Below are 16,622 nucleotides of genomic sequence, written 5' to 3'. Positions count from 1 at the left end.
GGTGCAGCAGAAAGGCGTATCCATGACAATTTCTTCCTCTTTGAATGCAGGTGTGGCCGGTTTGGGCGCAAACGCAACGCGGCTTGCGGCGATCTCAGACAACATCTCCAACTCGGCCACATATGGCTACAAACGGGTCGAAGCCGATTTTCAATCTCTGGTCATTTCTTCCAATGGTGGCAGCTATTCTGCCGGCGGCGTGCGTTCAACCACGCAACGTCTGATTGACGAACGCGGCTCTCTGGTTTCAACCAATAACCCGACTGACCTTGCAGTGCGCGGTCGCGGTATGTTGCCTGTCGCACGCGCGGCGCAGGTCGAAGCTGGCAATGCTCAGATGCAATTGACCACAACCGGCTCCTTCCGCACGGATGCAGAGGGACGCTTGGTCACAGAATCGGGTCTTGTTCTGCTCGGATGGCCTGCAAACCCGGATGGCACCATTCCTTCTTTCCCTCGCGATACGAGTGACGGCCTGGAGCCGGTTCAGATCAACGTGAACCAACTGACCGGTGAACCAACTACTGAGATCAGTCTTGGCGTAAACCTGCCAGCAACCGAAACGGATGCAGGTTCAACCGGAAGCCCTCAACTTTTGTCGGTCGAGTACTTCGATAACCTCGGCAAGTCCGAAAGCGTTTCGGTCAGCTTTGTGCCAACGGTTCCTGTAACAGGTTCGTCCAATGAATGGACGATGACCTTGACAGATTCCGCGCAAGGCGGCGCAACAATCGGTGAATACACGCTGACATTCGATGATTCCCGTGCCACAGGCGGCACGCTCCTGAACGTGGCGACAGTATCGGGTGGCGCATATGTTCCTGGTACCGGTAGTTTCATCGTGAACGTTGATGGCGGCCCTCTCGAGATCAATATTGGCGAGCTTGGTGCAACCGATGGCCTGACACAGCTTTCCGACAGCTTCGCACCGCTTTCGATTTCTAAGGACGGCTCACCTGTGGGTAACATGACCTCAGCACAGGTGGACGAAAATGGTTTTGTGCGCGCCTCGTTTGATACAGGCGTCACACGTGTGATCTACCAGGTTCCGCTGGTTGATTTGCCCAACCCCAATGGCATGGTGTCACTGGACCAACAGACCTATCTGCCTTCCCCTGACAGTGGCACATTCTTCCTGTGGAATGCCGGTGACGGCCCGACGGGCGACATTGTTTCATTTGCTCGCGAGGAATCTGCGACCGACGTGGCGGGTGAACTGACGGACATGATCCAGACACAACGGGCATATTCGTCCAATGCCAAGGTTATCCAGACCGTAGATGAAATGCTGCAGGAAACGACGAACATCAAACGCTGATTTTCGTAGTTCTCAAAGCAATTTTGCCCCTTCGTAACACAGAGGTTCAAATATGAGTATTTCAGGTGCATTATCCAATGCTGTAAGCGGATTGAACGCGAGCGCGCGTGCCGCGGGCGTCGTTTCCACAAACTTGGCAAACGTGCTTACGCCCGGCTACGGCGTTCGCGCACTTGAACTTGTTTCGCAATCCTCTGGATCACGAGGGGGCGTTTCGATTGTAGGTATCACCCGGCATGTCGATCAGGGTATTCTGAGCGACAGACGGCTGGCTGATAGTCAATTGGCGCATTCTGAAACAAGGTCAGCATTTATCGAGCAACTTGAACGCGTTGTCGGCACACCGGATGAAAGCTCTTCACTTTCAGGTCGCATTGCTGCCTTCGATGCCAGCCTGGTCTCTGCCGCAAGCCGGCCAGAAGCAACAGAATGGCTGCAGGCCGCGGTTTTGCGGGCTGGCGAACTCGCGGATGTCCTTAACAACATTTCCTCTGAAATTCAGACGCGGCGGACAAATGCGGATGGCGACATCGGGCTTGCTGTCGACAAGGTCAATTCTACGCTCAGCCGAATTCGCACCCTCAACATTCAGATTACCGCAACCAGCCCCGGTGGTAATTCCATAGCGGCGCTGCAGGATCAAAGACAGATGGCGATCGATGAGCTGTCGGAGTACATCCCCGTGCGTCAGGTCCCGCGTGATGGTGGCGCTGTTGCCTTGTTTACGCCCGGTGGGGCCGTCTTGCTGGATGGTACGGCCGCAACTTTGGGCTTCACAACCTCCAACGTTGTCGCGCCTCACATGACACTGAGTGCATCGCTTTTGTCCGGCCTGACCATCAACGGGTTGGACGTCACGCCATCGGGCGACGGCAGCCCAATTGCTGGTGGCAGGCTCGCGGCACTCTTTGAAACGCGCGACGCCATGGGTGAAGATGCCAATGCACAGGTAGATGCGCTCGCCCGTGACTTGATTGAGCGTTTCCAAGCCGCCGGTCTTGATGCGACGCGGGCTCCGGGTGATCCGGGTCTGTTTACCGATGCCGGATCTGCGTTTGATCCCTTGGACGAGGTGGGCATTGCAGGGCGTATCGCCGTGAATTCAGCTGTTGACCCCAACAACGGGGGTGCGTTTTGGCGTTTGCGCGATGGGTTGGGCGCCGCTGTGCCAGGACCCGCAGGAAACGGGGCACTTTTACAGGATCTTCAATCGACGCTGAGTTCTGGCGGCGTGTTGGCGTCCGGCGATCTTGGTGCGACTTCCAGATCACTGGCTGGGCATTCCGCCAGTTTCGTTTCGCGCATTGGGCAGACACGCTTGACCTTGGATCAGGATATCAGCTTCGCAGCGGCACGCCAAAGCGAACTGTCATCGCTTGAACTTCAAGGTGGCGTCGACACCGACGCGGAAACCCAACGTTTGCTCCTGATCGAGCAAAGCTACGCTGCAAATGCGCGGATGATCCAAACGCTCGATGAAATGATGCAAGCCCTTTTGAGGATATAACACATGAACATACAATCCCTTGGTGATCTGGCGCAAACTTTCAAACTCCGCCAGCAAAATGTTCAGTTGAAACAACAAATGGCCCGCCTCACGGAAGAGCTGGCCAGCGGCCGCGCGGCTGATGTTACCCGCCAATTGTCGGGAAATTTCGGTCATCTATCCGATATTGAGCATGATTTGCTCGTGTTGCAGAGCTATCGCGGGGCGGCGAACGAAGCCGGGATTGCAACCACGGCCATGCAAGCCGCTCTGGAAGTTGTTCACAACACCGCTGGCGATTTGGGTGCGGCTGCTATCATTGCCGGCGCGACGACGGGCGGCATCACAATCGACGCCATTGCCACGCAAGGTCGTGGTGCCTTGGACACCATAATTTCAGCAATGAACACAGAAATCGCAGGACGTTCCCTGTTCAGCGGCACCGATATCGAAGCGACCCCTTTGGAATCTGCTGACACGCTTTTGACGGAAGTGCGCACGGCGCTGGCAGGAGCAACCACAGCCGCGGATGTTTTCACCGCGCTTGATGCGTTTTTTGATACGCCGGGCGGTGACTTTGACACTCTGATTTACCAAGGTGGCACCACATTTCTTTCGCCCTATCAGTTGGGAGAAGGAGAATCTGTGCGGCTGGATTTCAGAGCCGATGATCCAGCCATCCGAAACATCTTGAAAAACACGGTTTTAGCGGCGTTGGCTGATGATGCGTCGCTTACGCTCAACAATGCGGATCGCACGCAACTTGCGCAGCAGTCCGGCGAGCGTCTTTTGACCATGCAAGATGAGGTGATTGGTGTCCGTGCCAATTTGGGCTTTGCTCAGTCGCGGATTGATCAATCGTTGACGCGGATTACGACCGAAATGAGCAGCCTGGAATTTGCTCGAAACGGTCTTTTGTCGGTGGATCAATTCCAAACAGCGACAGAGCTTGAAAACGTTCAAATACAACTCGAAACACTATACACTTTAACCGCGCGTTCATCGCGCTTGAGCCTGGTGAATTTCCTGTGATCAAAAAACTCTTTAGCCAACTTCTGCGTTTCGTTCTTATTGCGACCCTTGCCACGTCCGTAACAGCCGGGCCAATCCGACTTAAGGATCTGGTCGAGTTTGATGGCGTACGAGGCAACGATCTTGTTGGATACGGCCTCGTCGTGGGACTGAATGGATCCGGAGATGGCATTCGGAATGCGCCGTTTACCGAGGAAATCATGTCCAACATTCTAGAGCGTTTGGGCGTGAACATAACCGGCGAACAATTCCGACCTAAAAACGTGGCTGCAGTTTTCGTTACAGCAAGCTTGCCACCGTTTTCACGGGCGGGCGGGCAGATTGACGTAACAGTATCTGCCATTGGGGATGCAAAAAGTTTGCTCGGTGGTACGTTGGTTATGACACCTCTGAATGCGGCCGACGGTCAGATTTACGCGGTCGCACAGGGTACGATCATTGCAGGTGGCGCCGCAGCGGAAGGTGACGCGGGAAGTGTAGTGCAAGGCGTCCCGACAGCAGGGGTGATCCCTGCTGGCGCGCGGGTTGAACGCGAAATCGATTTCGAATTTGCGTCTTTGGACACGATGCGATTGGCGCTGCGCGAACCAGATTTCACAACCGCTGCAAGGATCGAGGCCGCCATCAACGCCTCATTTGGTCGCTCGGTTGCCGTCATGCTCGATTCCGGGACCGTACAGTTAAATGTCAATCAAACTCAGGCGCGCTCGCCGGCTCATGCGCTTGGCCAGATCGAAAATATTCTGGTCGAACCTGAAAGAAAGGCGCGCGTTGTCGTTGATCAACGTTCCGGCACAATTGTTATGGGGGATGATGTCAGAATTTCGCGGGTTGCTGTTTCACAAGGGAACTTGACGTTGCGGGTCCAGGAGGCACCGCTGGTTGTCCAACCAAATCCATTTGCTGAAGGAGAAACCGTTGTGATCCCGAGAACAAATGCCGAAATCCAGGAAGAGCCGGGGATTGGACTGGCTGAAGTAGCGCCGGGAACATCCTTGTCAGAGGTCATTGCTGGGCTCAACGCTCTTGGCGTGTCGCCACGCGACATGATTGACATTTTAAAGAGCATCAAAGCAGCGGGTGCGCTGCATGCAGAATTCGTCGTGCGGTAAACGCCAAGTGTGGATTGACCATGACAATTGGGCTCTTGGTCGTCCAAACTGGTGGTGCCCTCAAATTAACGGACTCTGGCCGCGAAAAGCCTCCCCATTTTGCCAAGCGTGCCGTCCGCATACTCTCTGATGAGTTGCGACTGGATATGCTCCGGCTCAAAAGGCTAAACACCCATCTAGGCCCTTTTCCCGCAGTTCAAGACTGCCAGCATCGTCAAACCTGCAGACACCTGTGACTGGCAACGCTTTACAATATCAGTAATTTGATACACGAGAATGTGGTTTGAACGCGCCGCCCTGACGCGGCATCTAAGGCGCGACACATCACGGGTATGGGTTAAGACATTGGCAGATATTTCGACACGAGCCGCTGATGTGCTGGCGCGACGTCTTTTTGAACAAGGGTGCCGTTGGGCTTTTGGCATGCCTGGCGGCGAAGTCCTGACCCTGGTTGATGCCTTGGAAAAGGCCGGAATTACCTTTGTTCTGGCAAAACACGAAAATGCAGCCGGCTTTATGGCGGAAGGCACATACCACCGCACCGGCGCCCCGGGGCTTTTGATCGCAACTGTTGGTCCGGGCGCGTTAAATGGGATCAATGTGGTTGAAAATGCAAGGCAGGACCGCGTCCCCATGATTGTGATTACGGGCGCGGTGGATGCGGACGAAGCGCATGTTTATACCCATCAAGTTCTCGATCAACCTCAAGTGTTCCGACCCATCACAAAAGCCACGTTTACGCTGTCGGCGGGTGCCGCACATGTGATCGCCGACAAGGCAGTTTCAATTGCCACTGAAGGTCGTCCAGGACCAGTGCATATTGATGTGCCGATAAGTGTCGCAGACGCCCCAGCCTCGGGTGGAGGTGTTTTGCGTCCGGATGCAGCGCCGATGAGCCCTGCGCACGGCGATGCGTTGGAACAAGCCAAAATCGCGTTGGCCGGTGCCAACCGGCCTCTGATCGTGGCGGGCGTCGATGCTGTAGAAGATAATGCCGGCGATGCTTTGACGAAAGCCGCCGAACGTTTGGGCGCCCCTGTCATCACCACATACAAGGCCAAGGGTCTCATCCCAGAAAGTCATGCATTGGCCCTCGGGGGCGCAGGTCTGTCGCCAAAAGCGGATACGTTCCTTTTGCCTCTCGTACGTGAGGCAGATGTCATTTTGGCCGTCGGGTACGACCCAATAGAAATGCGCACGGGATGGCAAAACCCGTGGGATCCGGCGCAGCAGACAATCATCGACATCGCCGCCGAACCAAACCACCACTATATGCATCAAGCGACTTTCAATTTCATTGGAAGCTGCACGGAAACGCTCGAAGCACTTCTGCCTCTTTCAGCGCAGGATAGTTGGGCCTGTGGTTCACCATCATCCACGCGTACAGCCTTGCAAGAGGCATTTTCCGTCCAAAACGCGTGGGGCCCGGACGTTGTCATTGCGACGTGTCAGGACGCACTACCAAACGATACGCTTTTGACCGCTGACAGCGGGGCCCACCGCATTTTGCTGTCACAGATGTGGCAATGCAATTTCCCACGGGCTCTGACGCAATCGTCTGCCCTGTGCACGATGGGATGTGCCGTGCCACTCGCGATTGGTGCGCAAATTGTCGAACCAGATCGCACAGTTGTTTCATTTTCGGGTGACGCGGGTTTCCTGATGGTTGCCGGCGAAATCGCAACGGCTGCCGAACTGGGCCTCAAAACCATATTCGTGGTTTTTGTAGATGCGAGCCTTGCCCTGATCGAGCTGAAACAACGACAACGCCAGATGGACAATCGCGGGGTCGATTTTGGACGCGTTGATTTTGCATCCGTCGCCCGCGCTTTCGGAGGCAAGGGGCATTGTGTGACATCAGAGGATGAATTACGCGCGGCGCTCGCCGATGCGCAACAATCAGAAACCTTTACCTTGATCGCAGCCGAAATCGAGAGGACATCCTATGACGGGATGTTCTGAGACCAAAGGCGCGTTGGATGGTCTGATTGTCCTGGACCTGTCACGGATTCTTGCTGGCCCGACGGCAACGCAGTTGCTGGGGGATATGGGTGCGACTGTCCTGAAGATAGAGAACCCAAAAACCGGCGGGGATGACACGCGCGGGTGGGGTCCCCCTATGCCGAAATGCATGAAGGCGAGAGCGACCTGAGCGCGTATTTCATGGCGGCCAACCGGAACAAACACTCGATCGCTGCAGATTTGTCTAAGCCCGAAGGACAAGACCTTGTGCAATCAATTGCGCAGCATGCGGACGTGGTTATCGAAAACTACAAACCCGGCGGCTTGAAAAAATACGGTTTGGACTTCGAAACGCTTTGTTCTGCTCACCCGCGATTGGTCTATTGCTCGATTTCCGGGTTCGGCCAAACAGGTCCAAATAGGGATAAGCCGGGATACGATCTGATGGCACAGGGATATGGTGGGATCATGTCTTTGACTGGCGCCCCCGAAGGCCCGCCGATGAAAGTGGGCGTTGGAATTGCTGATGTGATGTGCGGAATGTACGCTACGATCGGTATTCTGGCGGCACTCCGGCATCGCGATGCCACGGGCGAAGGCCAACACATCGACCTCGCTTTGGTTGACGCGCAAATGGCATGGTTGATCAATGAAGGAACGAATTTTTTGACATCCGACGCGTTGCCCAAACGACGTGGCAATGCGCATCCCAACATCGTTCCTTATGATGTTTATGCCGGAACGGATGGCCATGTGATCATCGCGGTTGGGAATGACGCCCAATATCAAAGGTTTTGTAGAGCTCTGGACCGGCCTGACCTTGCCGAAACACAGGAATTTCAGACAAATCCAGACCGGATCAAGCATCGCGAGCAACTAAGCACCGAGATTTCTGAAACACTTTCCAAATTACGAGTGGCCGACATTCTTGAAAAGTTACAATCCGTCAACGTGCCGTGCGGCCCCATTCACAACGTTGAGCAAGCATTGAGATCGGATCAGGCGCATGCCCGTGAAACTGTCGTCCAGATGGCACACGCGCAAACACGCAAAGGAAGCGTCTCTTTATTAGGCAATCCGCTCAAATTTTCGAAAACACCCGTGACTTACAGATCCCCACCGCCTACATTCGGCCAAGATACTGGTGCTTTACCGGACCTTTTACCAGGTTTCACAAGGCATGACGTGTCGGAGGATTAATGCCTCGTTTTATCACTAAATCGTGAGACTACTTCACAAAATCGCGTGATAGCGGCCATGTGACGTGCGAATGACCCGTTCTCTGGTTAGGTGACAACTAACTGTTAACACGTTTTATCCAAAGGGCCGCCGATGCTTTATGATGTTTGTACCTGTCCAGTCAGCCTCACCAAGGCCAGCGCGCTGGATGACTGGAACGAAATGGTTCGGGCCTTTCTGGCGCACGGAACAGCCACGCCCGTGCATCTGGGTCGCCTCTTAGAGGCCGAACCGGGTTATGCCATGGCGCATGCTGCAAAAAGTCTCTTTTCAATGATGATGGGACGACGCGAACTGGTCTCCGTCGCGATGGATGCGAACCAGACGGCGCAAAAAGCTTTGGCTGCAGGCGGAGCAACAGAGCGCGAGCGTCTTTGGTGTCAGGCTGCGGATGCATGGTGCAAAGGAAGCCCCCTTTCAGCGATCACGCACATGGAAAGCGCGATGGGACTGAACCCCGCCGACACGATGTCGATGAAAATTTCGCATGCCATCCGTTTTATCATGGGTGACAATCACGGTATGCGTCACTCTGTAGAAGCCGTGATGTCGGCGCATGGAAAAGATCATACGTTACGCGGCTACGCGCTTGGATGCCTGTCATTTGCACAGGAAGAAACGGGTAGCTATGAGCTTGCGGAGGCCACTGGTCTTGAGGCACTGCAGTTTGCGCCGGATGACGCGTGGGGGCTGCACGCGGTCGCACATGTTTACGACATGACCCGCAGGCCGGACCACGGGATCGCTTTGATTGAGCAAAACGTAGACGCATGGAACCACTGCAATAACTTCCGGTTTCACGTCTGGTGGCATAAGGCCCTGTTGCATCTGGACCAAGGTGACCACGCGCATGTCATGGAGATTTATGACCAAAAAGTGCGGCACGAAAAAACAGATGACTATCGCGATTTTTCCAACGCTAGCTCGCTTTTGATGAGGTTGGAGCTTGAGGGTATTGATGTTGGCAACCGTTGGGTTGAATTGGCTGAACTGGCCGAAAACCGCAGCAATGATGGCTGTCTGGTTTTCGCGGATTTGCACTACATGTTGGCACTGATGGGCGACAATCGCGCCGACGCTGTTGAACAACTGACCGCACGCGTGTCCCGGGATGCATCGGCTGATACGGACGCAGCCACGGTAATGAAGGATCCAGGCCAAGCCGCCGCACAGGGTTTGGCCGCTTTTGGTGATGCTCAATACGCACAGGCATTCGAGCATCTTCGGATGGCACAGCCCCAGTTCCAGAAGATGGGCGGAAGCCACGCACAACGCGATATTTTTGAGAGACTGACAATCGAGGCAGCTCTGCGGGCCGGTCGTCTGTGCGATGCAGAAAGTCTGATTTCGGCACGGACCCGCCTACGCGACGGGACGCCGGATGCCTTTGCCGATAAACGTTTGGCTTTGATCGAAGGCGCGCGTATGGCAGATCCGGCTGTAGCAGCACAGTAATTTTATGAGCCTTGCAGAGACGCCCCTGAACATGCCCAATCAGGCAGATACCAATATTGCACCGGCCAAAGCCGCGCCGGTGACCAGTGTGCGCGATCCGCGACTCGACTTTTTTCGCGGTATCGCGATGTTCATCATTTTGGTCGCACATATTCCGCGGAACTGGCTGACGCTTTGGATCCCTGCTCGCTTTGGTTTTTCTGATGCAACGGAAACATTTGTTTTCTGTTCGGGCATGGCATCTGCCATCGCTTTCGGCCGCGTTTTTTCAGAGCGCGGACTGATGATGGGAACGGCGCGTGTCGCGCATCGCGTATGGCAGGTGTATTGGGCCCACATAGGACTGTTTTTCGCGATTGCCGCAACAATGGTGGCTTTGAACGCCGCTCTGCCCGATGGCCGCAACTATATCGGGCAACTCAACCTATATCCGTTTTTCAAAAACACACCGGATAATCTGGTGGGGCTTTTGACGCTCACCTATGTGCCAAATTACTTTGATATTCTACCGATGTATCTGGTCATTCTCGCACTGCTACCGGCCATGTATGCCCTGGCGCGGGTTCATGTGGGGTTGATGATCGCAGCCTCAATCGCGCTCTGGCTGGCCCCTAACCTCTACGGTTTCAACCTGCCTGCCGAACCGTGGTCTGACCGTGGCTGGTTCTTCAATCCCTTTGGATGGCAATTGATCTTTTTCACAGGCTTCGCCTTCATGTCCGGCTGGATCCCGGCGCCGCCTGTCAACAAGCGACTGTTTTGGACAGCTGTTGCCATCATCTTGATCACGCTGCCCTTTGCGTATTTCCGCATCTACCGCGAATTCACGGTTTTCCTCGACATCCGTCAGGATTGGAAATTCCTGATCTCCAAAACCAACTTTGGCATCCTGCGATACGTCCACTTTCTTGCGACGGCCTATGTCGCGTGGGTATTGGTCGGACCCAAAGGCGTGAATATCCTGCCGCCAAACGGAAATGGCATTTTCGCAAGGTTGTGGCGCGGAACTCTCGCCATGATCATGAAAGTTGGACAGCAATCATTGGCCATTTTCATCTCGTCGATGTTTCTTGCCCGCCTCCTCGGAGTGCTTTTGGATCTCGTCGGGCGCACGCATTTGTCCATCTTCCTCGTTAACCTTCTTGGCTTTGCCACGATCATTGCGATCGCTTACGGGACCGCCTGGTTCAAATCACAGCCCTGGCGCACAAAAAAGGTGAAAGCCAATGCTCAGGCGTGAGGTTTTGACAGGATTGATGGCGTTGGCCGCGTCGCAAGCCGCGGGCCAGACGACCCAGGAAGTTGTTCAGCAAGAGCCCGGCCTCAGCGTTGGTGACGCACGCCCGTTTGATGCGGCCCAGGTTATTGCCAAGGCCAAAAGGCGTGCAGCAAGGCCATACCGTGAGCGGCCACGGGTTCCCGCGGCATGGACCGATATAAGTTACGAGGACTATCGCAGTATCTGGTTCGATGTCCGCAATGCGCTTTGGGAGGGGGAAGGCGACACGCCCGTTCGCCTCGACGTTTTTGCGCCGGGTCTCTATTTCCCGCATCCGATCCGGATCGAAGTCTTGGAAAATGGGATGGCAAGTCCGCTGCTCTTTGATCTCGAAGTATTCGACAGAACCGACAAATTTCCCAATCTGCCGATTGATGGCAGCTTGGGGTATTCCGGATTACGCCTGCGCGCGGAGCTTGAAAAGGCCGGTATTTACCAGGAGTTTCTGACATTTCAGGGTGCCAGCTACTTTCGCGCGATCGGCACAGGCGACATCTACGGTCTTTCTGCGCGCGGCTTGGCCATTGATACGGCGGGCCCAAAGGGCGAGGAATTTCCTAACTTCGAGGCGTTCTGGTTAGAAAAACCAGCGCCAGGCACCGAAACCTTTGTGGTTCACGCGTTGATGGACAGCCCAAGTGTTGCCGGGGCGTACCAGTTCGAAATCACACCCGGCCAACCGTTGGTGATGGAAGTCGAAGCGCGTCTCTTCCCGCGCGAAGAAATGGGGAATGTCGGGGTTGCACCACTGACGTCGATGTTTCAGTTCGACGAGACCAACCGCGACCGGTTTTCCGATTTTCGCCCGGCCGTCCACGATTCAGATGGCCTGCTGATCCGAAATGGAGCGGGCGAAACCATTTGGCGGCCCTTGGCCAACCCCAAGACGCTTCAGATTAGCGCCTTTGTCGACAAGGACCCAAAGGGTTTCGGATTGATGCAAAGAGCGCGAAAATTCAGCGATTTTGCAGATCTTGAGGCACTCTATCACCGCCGCCCCGGCCTCTGGGTCGAGCCAAAAGGCGAGTGGGGCAAAGGCTCAGTCACGCTGGTAGAAATCCCGACAGACAGCGAAATTTACGACAATATCGCGGTCTATTGGCGCCCGCGTGAGGATTGGCTGCCCGGCGAAGAACACGCTTTGAATTACCGGCTCACTTGGGGTCAGCAAAGCGAGTATGGCCGCGGTTTAAAGGTTCTGAACACACGTATCGGCAGTGCGTTCGAAAGCGGCATTATCGTTGCCATCGACTTTGAAGATGGGCCGAATATCCCGGATGAACTGGACAAGGTCGATAAGTTGATTTCCGCAAGTTCGGGTGATGTGTCCGACGGTGTATTGCAGCGCAACCCGGAGACCGGCGGACCGCGGCTTGCTTTCAAGTTTCATCCCGGCGACGCGAAACTAATCGAATTTCGGGCACAGTTGCGGCGTGACGGAGCGCCGTTGTCCGAAACCTGGCTGTACCGGTGGACGCCATGACGCAGTATGCCGCTGCTCATATGCCAAAACGCGCACCGTTGCACATGCGCGAGCAGGATTTTGGCGTGTCGCCCGAGCCTCGCGCGCTTTACCGCGCTTCTTGGACAGACAGGCTGTGGCGGATCGGCGCTTTTGCACCTGCGATTGCGCTGACAGTATCCCTGCTTATTGGGATCACGGACTGGTTCGCATCGGGCGGCGTTACTTTAATGGAAACGGCCGTGATCGTTCTCGTTGGTTTGACGTTTATCTGGGTCTCTTTGTCTGTCAGTACGGTCACCTTGGGGCTGATCCGACGGGTTATCGGCACGCGTGCGCAGATCAAGAGGCCCAAACGCGCGGGTTCGGCGGACATGAAAGTGGCCCTGCTGGTTCCGATTTTTAATGAGACACCGGCGGAAGTTTTCGGCAATGCCCACGCGATGCTTAAAGACCTGGCTGCGCGACCGGATAACTCGAGCTATTCGGTTTTCATCCTGAGCGATTCCAACAATCCCGATATCGGGGTGCAGGAGGAACGTGCTTTTTTTGCGTTGCGCGCGGCCTGCCCAAGGGGTCTGAACGTATTTTATCGCAGGCGCGCCAAAAACGCCGATAAGAAAGTCGGTAACTTAACGGATTGGATTACAAATTGGGGCGCGGCATATGACGCCATGCTGGTCTTGGACGCGGATAGTCTGATGAGTGGTGCCGCAATCCGGCATCTGGCCCAAGAGCTTGCCGATGATCCCGATGCCGGCTTGCTGCAAAGCTACCCATCCCTGATCGGCTCCGAAACACTTTTTGGTCGGATGCAGCAGTTTTCGAGCGCTGTTTATGGCTGGCTTCTGGCGGAAGGCCTTGCAATCTGGTCGCTGAGCGAGGGCAATTATTGGGGTCACAACGCGATTATCCGAACCCGTGCATTTGCGGATAGCGCTCAGCTGCCATACCTGCGGGGCCGGAACGGACGCAAAGACCTTATTTTCAGTCATGACTTCGTAGAAGCAGGTCTGCTGCGCCGCGCGGGATGGGCCGTCCGGTTTTTGCCACGGGTCGGTGGCAGTTACGAGGAAACACCTCAAACCCTGATCGACTACGCGCTGCGCGACAGACGCTGGTGTCGGGGCAATCTGCAGCACTTGCGCTTGCTTACGGCAAGAGGATTTCATCCACTGACGCGGTTTCACCTCCTGCAAGGTGCTGTTGCGTTTTTGCTGTCTCCAGCGTGGCTGGCGTTGATTTTGATCTGGTCGATGCTGGGCATCATGAAAACCGACAGCACATCGTACTTTACGGCGGCGAACCCCTCGCACCAGTTTGGCCTCAAGCCAGCGAGGTCAGCGGCTGGGTCTATTTGGCGGTGATTTACGGCATGCTGCTTTTGCCAAAAATTGCTGGCATCATCGTCCTGAGCCTGCAAAGACGTACCCGCAGCAGTTATGGCGGATTGGGCCGTTTTCTGGCGACGGCTGTCTTTGAAATCTTCTGCTCCGTGATCTTCGCGCCCATTCTGATGGTTCAGCAGAGCATTGCGGTGATGCAAGCGATCCTCGGCCGTTCGGCTGGATGGACCCCGCAATCTCGCGGCGGCAATGGGTATGGCTGGTGGCACTCACTCTGGTTTCATCGATTAGAGTTATTGCTTGGCCTCGCGCTGACCGCTGCAATACTTGCCGGCTACGCGTCCGCCTGGCTCTCGATCATTGCGTTCAGCCTTGTCCTCTCAGCCCCTCTGTCGCGCTTGAGCGCTCTACGCGTCACGGGGTTTGCGCCTTGTGTGTTTCGGCTGGATGCTCCCAATACTCTGCGTGAGCCGAGCATTTTCAAATCTGCACAGACGGAGCGCGCCCGGATGCGATATTTGCTGGAAAACGCGCCCGAAGCGATTGCCGCAGAATAAGCAGCTTCAAAGACCCTCGAACCAATCCAACGCCATATCGGCCCAACCCTTTGGAATCACGTGCCCGCCGGGGAAAAGGGCGAATTCCAAAGCGGAACCAGTCTGGCATCTTTCCCACTTACGGTGCCAAAAGGCGCCGTTGGTCTGGAAACGGTCGGCTTTGAGGTGCACACACTCGTTTGTTTGCCGCCATATATCCATCGCATGGAACACATCACCCTGCGCCAACGCGTTTTTATCGCGGATGTCGTCACCGCGTAAAACGCGGCCTTCCAACGGCACGGTTCCATCCGTCCAGCCGTGAGTATGCAACAGGCGAACGGGGCCCACACAGCCCGTCGGATGTGGGCGCCAGAAGCTGCCTCCAATCGGTGCATAGGCCGAAAAGGCATCTGGCACCGAGCACGCAACATAACTGGTTAACGAGCCGCCGATAGAGAACCCAGACAAAATGATTTTGTCGGGATCAATGTTGTGGTCCGCGATCACGGTATCGCGCACTTCAATCAAGAAGGATGCCTCGTCTCGTCGTTGGGATAAATCGGGATGGAACGACCAACTGCGCCCATTGCGGCCTTCACGTTTCATGCCGCTTGGGGCAATCACCGCATATCCTCTTGATTGGAGTACATTTACCAGCCCCTGATTGCGCAGAACGCCCTCGCCCGAGCCTCCGTACCCGTGCAAAAATACAATGGCCGGCACTTTCGACTCTGATGCTTCCGGCGCAGCGATATAGTATTCACCACCGGTGACTTCACATGGTGTCGAAGCACTGCAAGCGGCTGCAACATTAGGAAACGCGGTGCCAATAGCCATCGCCATAATCGCACCAAAAGACCAAAACTTTTTCACGGCTACCCAAGTCCTTTGCAAACCCAGTTTAGCTGCCAGCGGAAACGACGGGCAAACCACGCTCCAACCAGCCAGGTCCCGCAGAAGACCCCAGCATTCCTTCAGGTACATCAACAATATTGGTAATACCCACGCTTTCCATAAGTCGCGTAACTCTGCGCGATCGAACACCTCTGGCACAGATGAATGCGATCGGAGCATTCGGATTTGCCTCAGAGGCCTTTTGAACGGCCTCTACAAAATCTGTTCGGCGCATATCAATTGGAAACGCACCTTCCGCAACACCCGTTTGTGCCCATTCGTCCGGACGACGCACATCAACCAAAACCAACTTGCCGGACCGCATAGCTTCCAGGGCTTCAGGAGGGCTTAGTTCTACCGCTTCACCGGAGGCTCTTTGGACAAAGACCAAGGACATGCCACCTGCAGCAGCGGCCACGACAAGGCCACCCATAAAAAAACGTCGGCTTTTGTTCATCGTTTCCAAGGTTCGCTCCCTTTAGATGTCGTTCTATATTGGCACCGGCAGATGCGCTCTGCGTTCCTGACTTAGTGCTCGGAACCGGCAGTCGGAAGTCCGAGGCAAAGTCAGGCACACAAAGGAACCAAACGAAACAGCATCGTCACAAACATAAGGCTTTATGTTCTTTATGACAGCGCCAAAGGCCCAATTCTCGCAGTCTTGTGATATCGTGCGCCATGTCAGTGATCTTACCAAAGCACCGACATCTGCAACGCAGCTGGTATGGCCAATCAACCTGCGCGGACGATGCTAGCGAGGGAGTACTGTTTAAAAGTATCCGCGTACGAGGCTGTCTGCGATCAGTGTCCAACCATCGGCAATCACAAAAAACGCCAGTTTAAATGGCAAGGATACGATTGCGGGTGGCACCATCATCATCCCCATGGACATCAGCACAGCAGCAACAACCAGATCGATGATCAAAAAGGGCAAGAACACCAAAAATCCAATCTGGAAGGCGCGCGAAATCTCAGACAATAAAAAACTGGGAACGAGGACCGACAAAGGTGCATCTGGCCCTGTCTGGATGGAATCCGCATCCGGACGAAGCGCTGCCATGGCGGAAAATGTGTCACCATCCACACGTCCGGCCATGAACGTTCGGAACGGCTCCAACGCGCGGGTAATTGCAGTTTCCACCGGGATCGTTTCATTGAGCAAAGGCTCGATACCTTGCGCCCATGCGGCCGTAAAAACGGGTTCCATCACGAAGTAGGTCAAAAAGAGCGCGAGGCTGACAATCAACATATTTGGCGGTGATTGCTGCAGCCCGATCCCCTGACGCAGAATCGATAGAACGGTCACTATGAACGGGAAGCACGTGATCATGATCGCAAGCCCCGGCGCCAGACTGAGCACGGTAATAAGCGCAAATAATTGCAGGGTGCGCGCCGACAGCGACCCGTCGTCACCCAGCGAGATAGAAAGCTCCTGAGCAATCGCCGGCGCGGGGACGATAACAAGCAACAAAAACCCCAACGTTGCCGGGAAAAAATT

13 protein-coding genes and 1 pseudogene are annotated in these 16,622 nt (G+C 55.1%); 11 read left to right on the top strand and 3 right to left on the bottom strand.

What is annotated here, in order from left to right:
- Positions 1–22 precede the first annotated feature (22 nt).
- The 11 genes and pseudogenes from ACZ1HJ_RS06615 (at position 23) to ACZ1HJ_RS06565 (ending at position 14,248) form a co-directional block, all read left to right on the top strand.
- Positions 23–1,318, top strand: a complete 1,296-nt coding sequence (locus ACZ1HJ_RS06615; protein WP_472721518.1) for a flagellar hook protein FlgE — start codon at positions 23–25, stop codon at positions 1,316–1,318.
- Between the two features lie 52 nt (positions 1,319–1,370).
- Complete coding sequence (flgK, locus tag ACZ1HJ_RS06610) at positions 1,371–2,825, top strand: flagellar hook-associated protein FlgK (RefSeq protein WP_472721517.1); 1,455 nt, start codon at positions 1,371–1,373, stop codon at positions 2,823–2,825.
- Between the two features lie 3 nt (positions 2,826–2,828).
- Positions 2,829–3,836 carry a flagellin gene (locus ACZ1HJ_RS06605; RefSeq protein WP_472721516.1) on the top strand — a complete coding sequence of 336 codons (1,008 nt, stop codon included), beginning with the start codon at positions 2,829–2,831 and terminating at the stop codon, positions 3,834–3,836.
- A 23-nt stretch (positions 3,837–3,859) separates the two neighbouring features.
- Complete coding sequence (locus ACZ1HJ_RS06600) at positions 3,860–4,948, top strand: flagellar basal body P-ring protein FlgI (RefSeq protein WP_472722171.1); 1,089 nt, start codon at positions 3,860–3,862, stop codon at positions 4,946–4,948.
- A 276-nt stretch (positions 4,949–5,224) separates the two neighbouring features.
- A complete protein-coding gene (locus ACZ1HJ_RS06595; RefSeq protein WP_472721515.1) occupies positions 5,225–6,910 on the top strand; it encodes a thiamine pyrophosphate-binding protein in 1,686 nt (561 codons plus the stop codon).
- A pseudogene (locus tag ACZ1HJ_RS06590) lies at positions 6,894–8,110 on the top strand (CaiB/BaiF CoA transferase family protein). Before ACZ1HJ_RS06595 ends, ACZ1HJ_RS06590 begins: the two are co-directional and overlap by 17 nt.
- Before the next feature lie 132 nt (positions 8,111–8,242).
- Positions 8,243–9,604, top strand: a complete 1,362-nt coding sequence (locus ACZ1HJ_RS06585) for a tetratricopeptide repeat protein (protein WP_472721514.1) — start codon at positions 8,243–8,245, stop codon at positions 9,602–9,604.
- A 4-nt stretch (positions 9,605–9,608) separates the two neighbouring features.
- The gene (locus ACZ1HJ_RS06580) at positions 9,609–10,844 is read left to right on the top strand and encodes an OpgC family protein (RefSeq protein WP_472721513.1); all 1,236 of its coding nucleotides are present in this window, start codon (positions 9,609–9,611) and stop codon (positions 10,842–10,844) included.
- A complete protein-coding gene (locus ACZ1HJ_RS06575; RefSeq protein WP_472721512.1) occupies positions 10,831–12,366 on the top strand; it encodes an OpgD/OpgG family glucan biosynthesis protein in 1,536 nt (511 codons plus the stop codon). Before ACZ1HJ_RS06580 ends, ACZ1HJ_RS06575 begins: the two co-directional genes overlap by 14 nt.
- Complete coding sequence (gene mdoH / locus ACZ1HJ_RS06570) at positions 12,363–13,712, top strand: glucans biosynthesis glucosyltransferase MdoH (RefSeq protein WP_472721511.1); 1,350 nt, start codon at positions 12,363–12,365, stop codon at positions 13,710–13,712. The genes ACZ1HJ_RS06575 and mdoH overlap by 4 nt, the downstream gene beginning before the upstream one ends.
- Before the next feature lie 8 nt (positions 13,713–13,720).
- Positions 13,721–14,248 carry a hypothetical protein gene (locus ACZ1HJ_RS06565; RefSeq protein WP_472721510.1) on the top strand — a complete coding sequence of 176 codons (528 nt, stop codon included), beginning with the start codon at positions 13,721–13,723 and terminating at the stop codon, positions 14,246–14,248.
- A 6-nt stretch (positions 14,249–14,254) separates the two neighbouring features.
- On the opposite strand, the gene ACZ1HJ_RS06560 is transcribed toward ACZ1HJ_RS06565, so the two are convergent.
- From ACZ1HJ_RS06560 to fliP, 3 genes are all read right to left on the bottom strand, one after another.
- Positions 14,255–15,067 (bottom strand): CE1 family esterase, encoded by an 813-nt coding sequence (locus ACZ1HJ_RS06560; RefSeq protein ID WP_472722170.1) that lies wholly within the window; start codon positions 15,065–15,067, stop codon positions 14,255–14,257.
- 64 nt (positions 15,068–15,131) lie between these two features.
- Positions 15,132–15,449 (bottom strand): rhodanese-like domain-containing protein, encoded by a 318-nt coding sequence (locus ACZ1HJ_RS06555; protein WP_472722169.1) that lies wholly within the window; start codon positions 15,447–15,449, stop codon positions 15,132–15,134.
- A gap of 444 nt (positions 15,450–15,893) precedes the next feature.
- On the bottom strand, positions 15,894–16,592 hold the full coding sequence (fliP, locus tag ACZ1HJ_RS06550; protein ID WP_472721509.1) for a flagellar type III secretion system pore protein FliP: 699 nt from the start codon (positions 16,590–16,592) through the stop codon (positions 15,894–15,896).
- Between the last annotated feature and the right edge of the window lie 30 nt (positions 16,593–16,622).

Source organism: Roseovarius sp. JB2-10 (assembly GCF_055693585.1).
This window is presented reverse-complemented; position numbering and strand designations above follow the sequence as displayed.

Bases quoted from the DNA above. Each gene is read 5' to 3' on its own strand.
- ACZ1HJ_RS06565 (WP_472721510.1), top strand. From the start codon at position 13,721: ATGCTGCTTTTGCCAAAAATTGCTGGCATCATCGTCCTGAGCCTGCAA.
- ACZ1HJ_RS06595 (WP_472721515.1), top strand. From the start codon at position 5,225: ATGTGGTTTGAACGCGCCGCCCTGACGCGGCATCTAAGGCGCGACACA.
- ACZ1HJ_RS06605 (WP_472721516.1), top strand. From the start codon at position 2,829: ATGAACATACAATCCCTTGGTGATCTGGCGCAAACTTTCAAACTCCGC.
- ACZ1HJ_RS06580 (WP_472721513.1), top strand. From the start codon at position 9,609: ATGAGCCTTGCAGAGACGCCCCTGAACATGCCCAATCAGGCAGATACC.
- flgK (WP_472721517.1), top strand. From the start codon at position 1,371: ATGAGTATTTCAGGTGCATTATCCAATGCTGTAAGCGGATTGAACGCG.
- ACZ1HJ_RS06585 (WP_472721514.1), top strand. From the start codon at position 8,243: ATGCTTTATGATGTTTGTACCTGTCCAGTCAGCCTCACCAAGGCCAGC.
- ACZ1HJ_RS06575 (WP_472721512.1), top strand. From the start codon at position 10,831: ATGCTCAGGCGTGAGGTTTTGACAGGATTGATGGCGTTGGCCGCGTCG.
- ACZ1HJ_RS06560 (WP_472722170.1), bottom strand. From the start codon at position 15,067: ATGGCTATTGGCACCGCGTTTCCTAATGTTGCAGCCGCTTGCAGTGCT.
- ACZ1HJ_RS06555 (WP_472722169.1), bottom strand. From the start codon at position 15,449: ATGCGGTCCGGCAAGTTGGTTTTGGTTGATGTGCGTCGTCCGGACGAA.
- mdoH (WP_472721511.1), top strand. From the start codon at position 12,363: ATGACGCAGTATGCCGCTGCTCATATGCCAAAACGCGCACCGTTGCAC.
- ACZ1HJ_RS06615 (WP_472721518.1), top strand. From the start codon at position 23: ATGACAATTTCTTCCTCTTTGAATGCAGGTGTGGCCGGTTTGGGCGCA.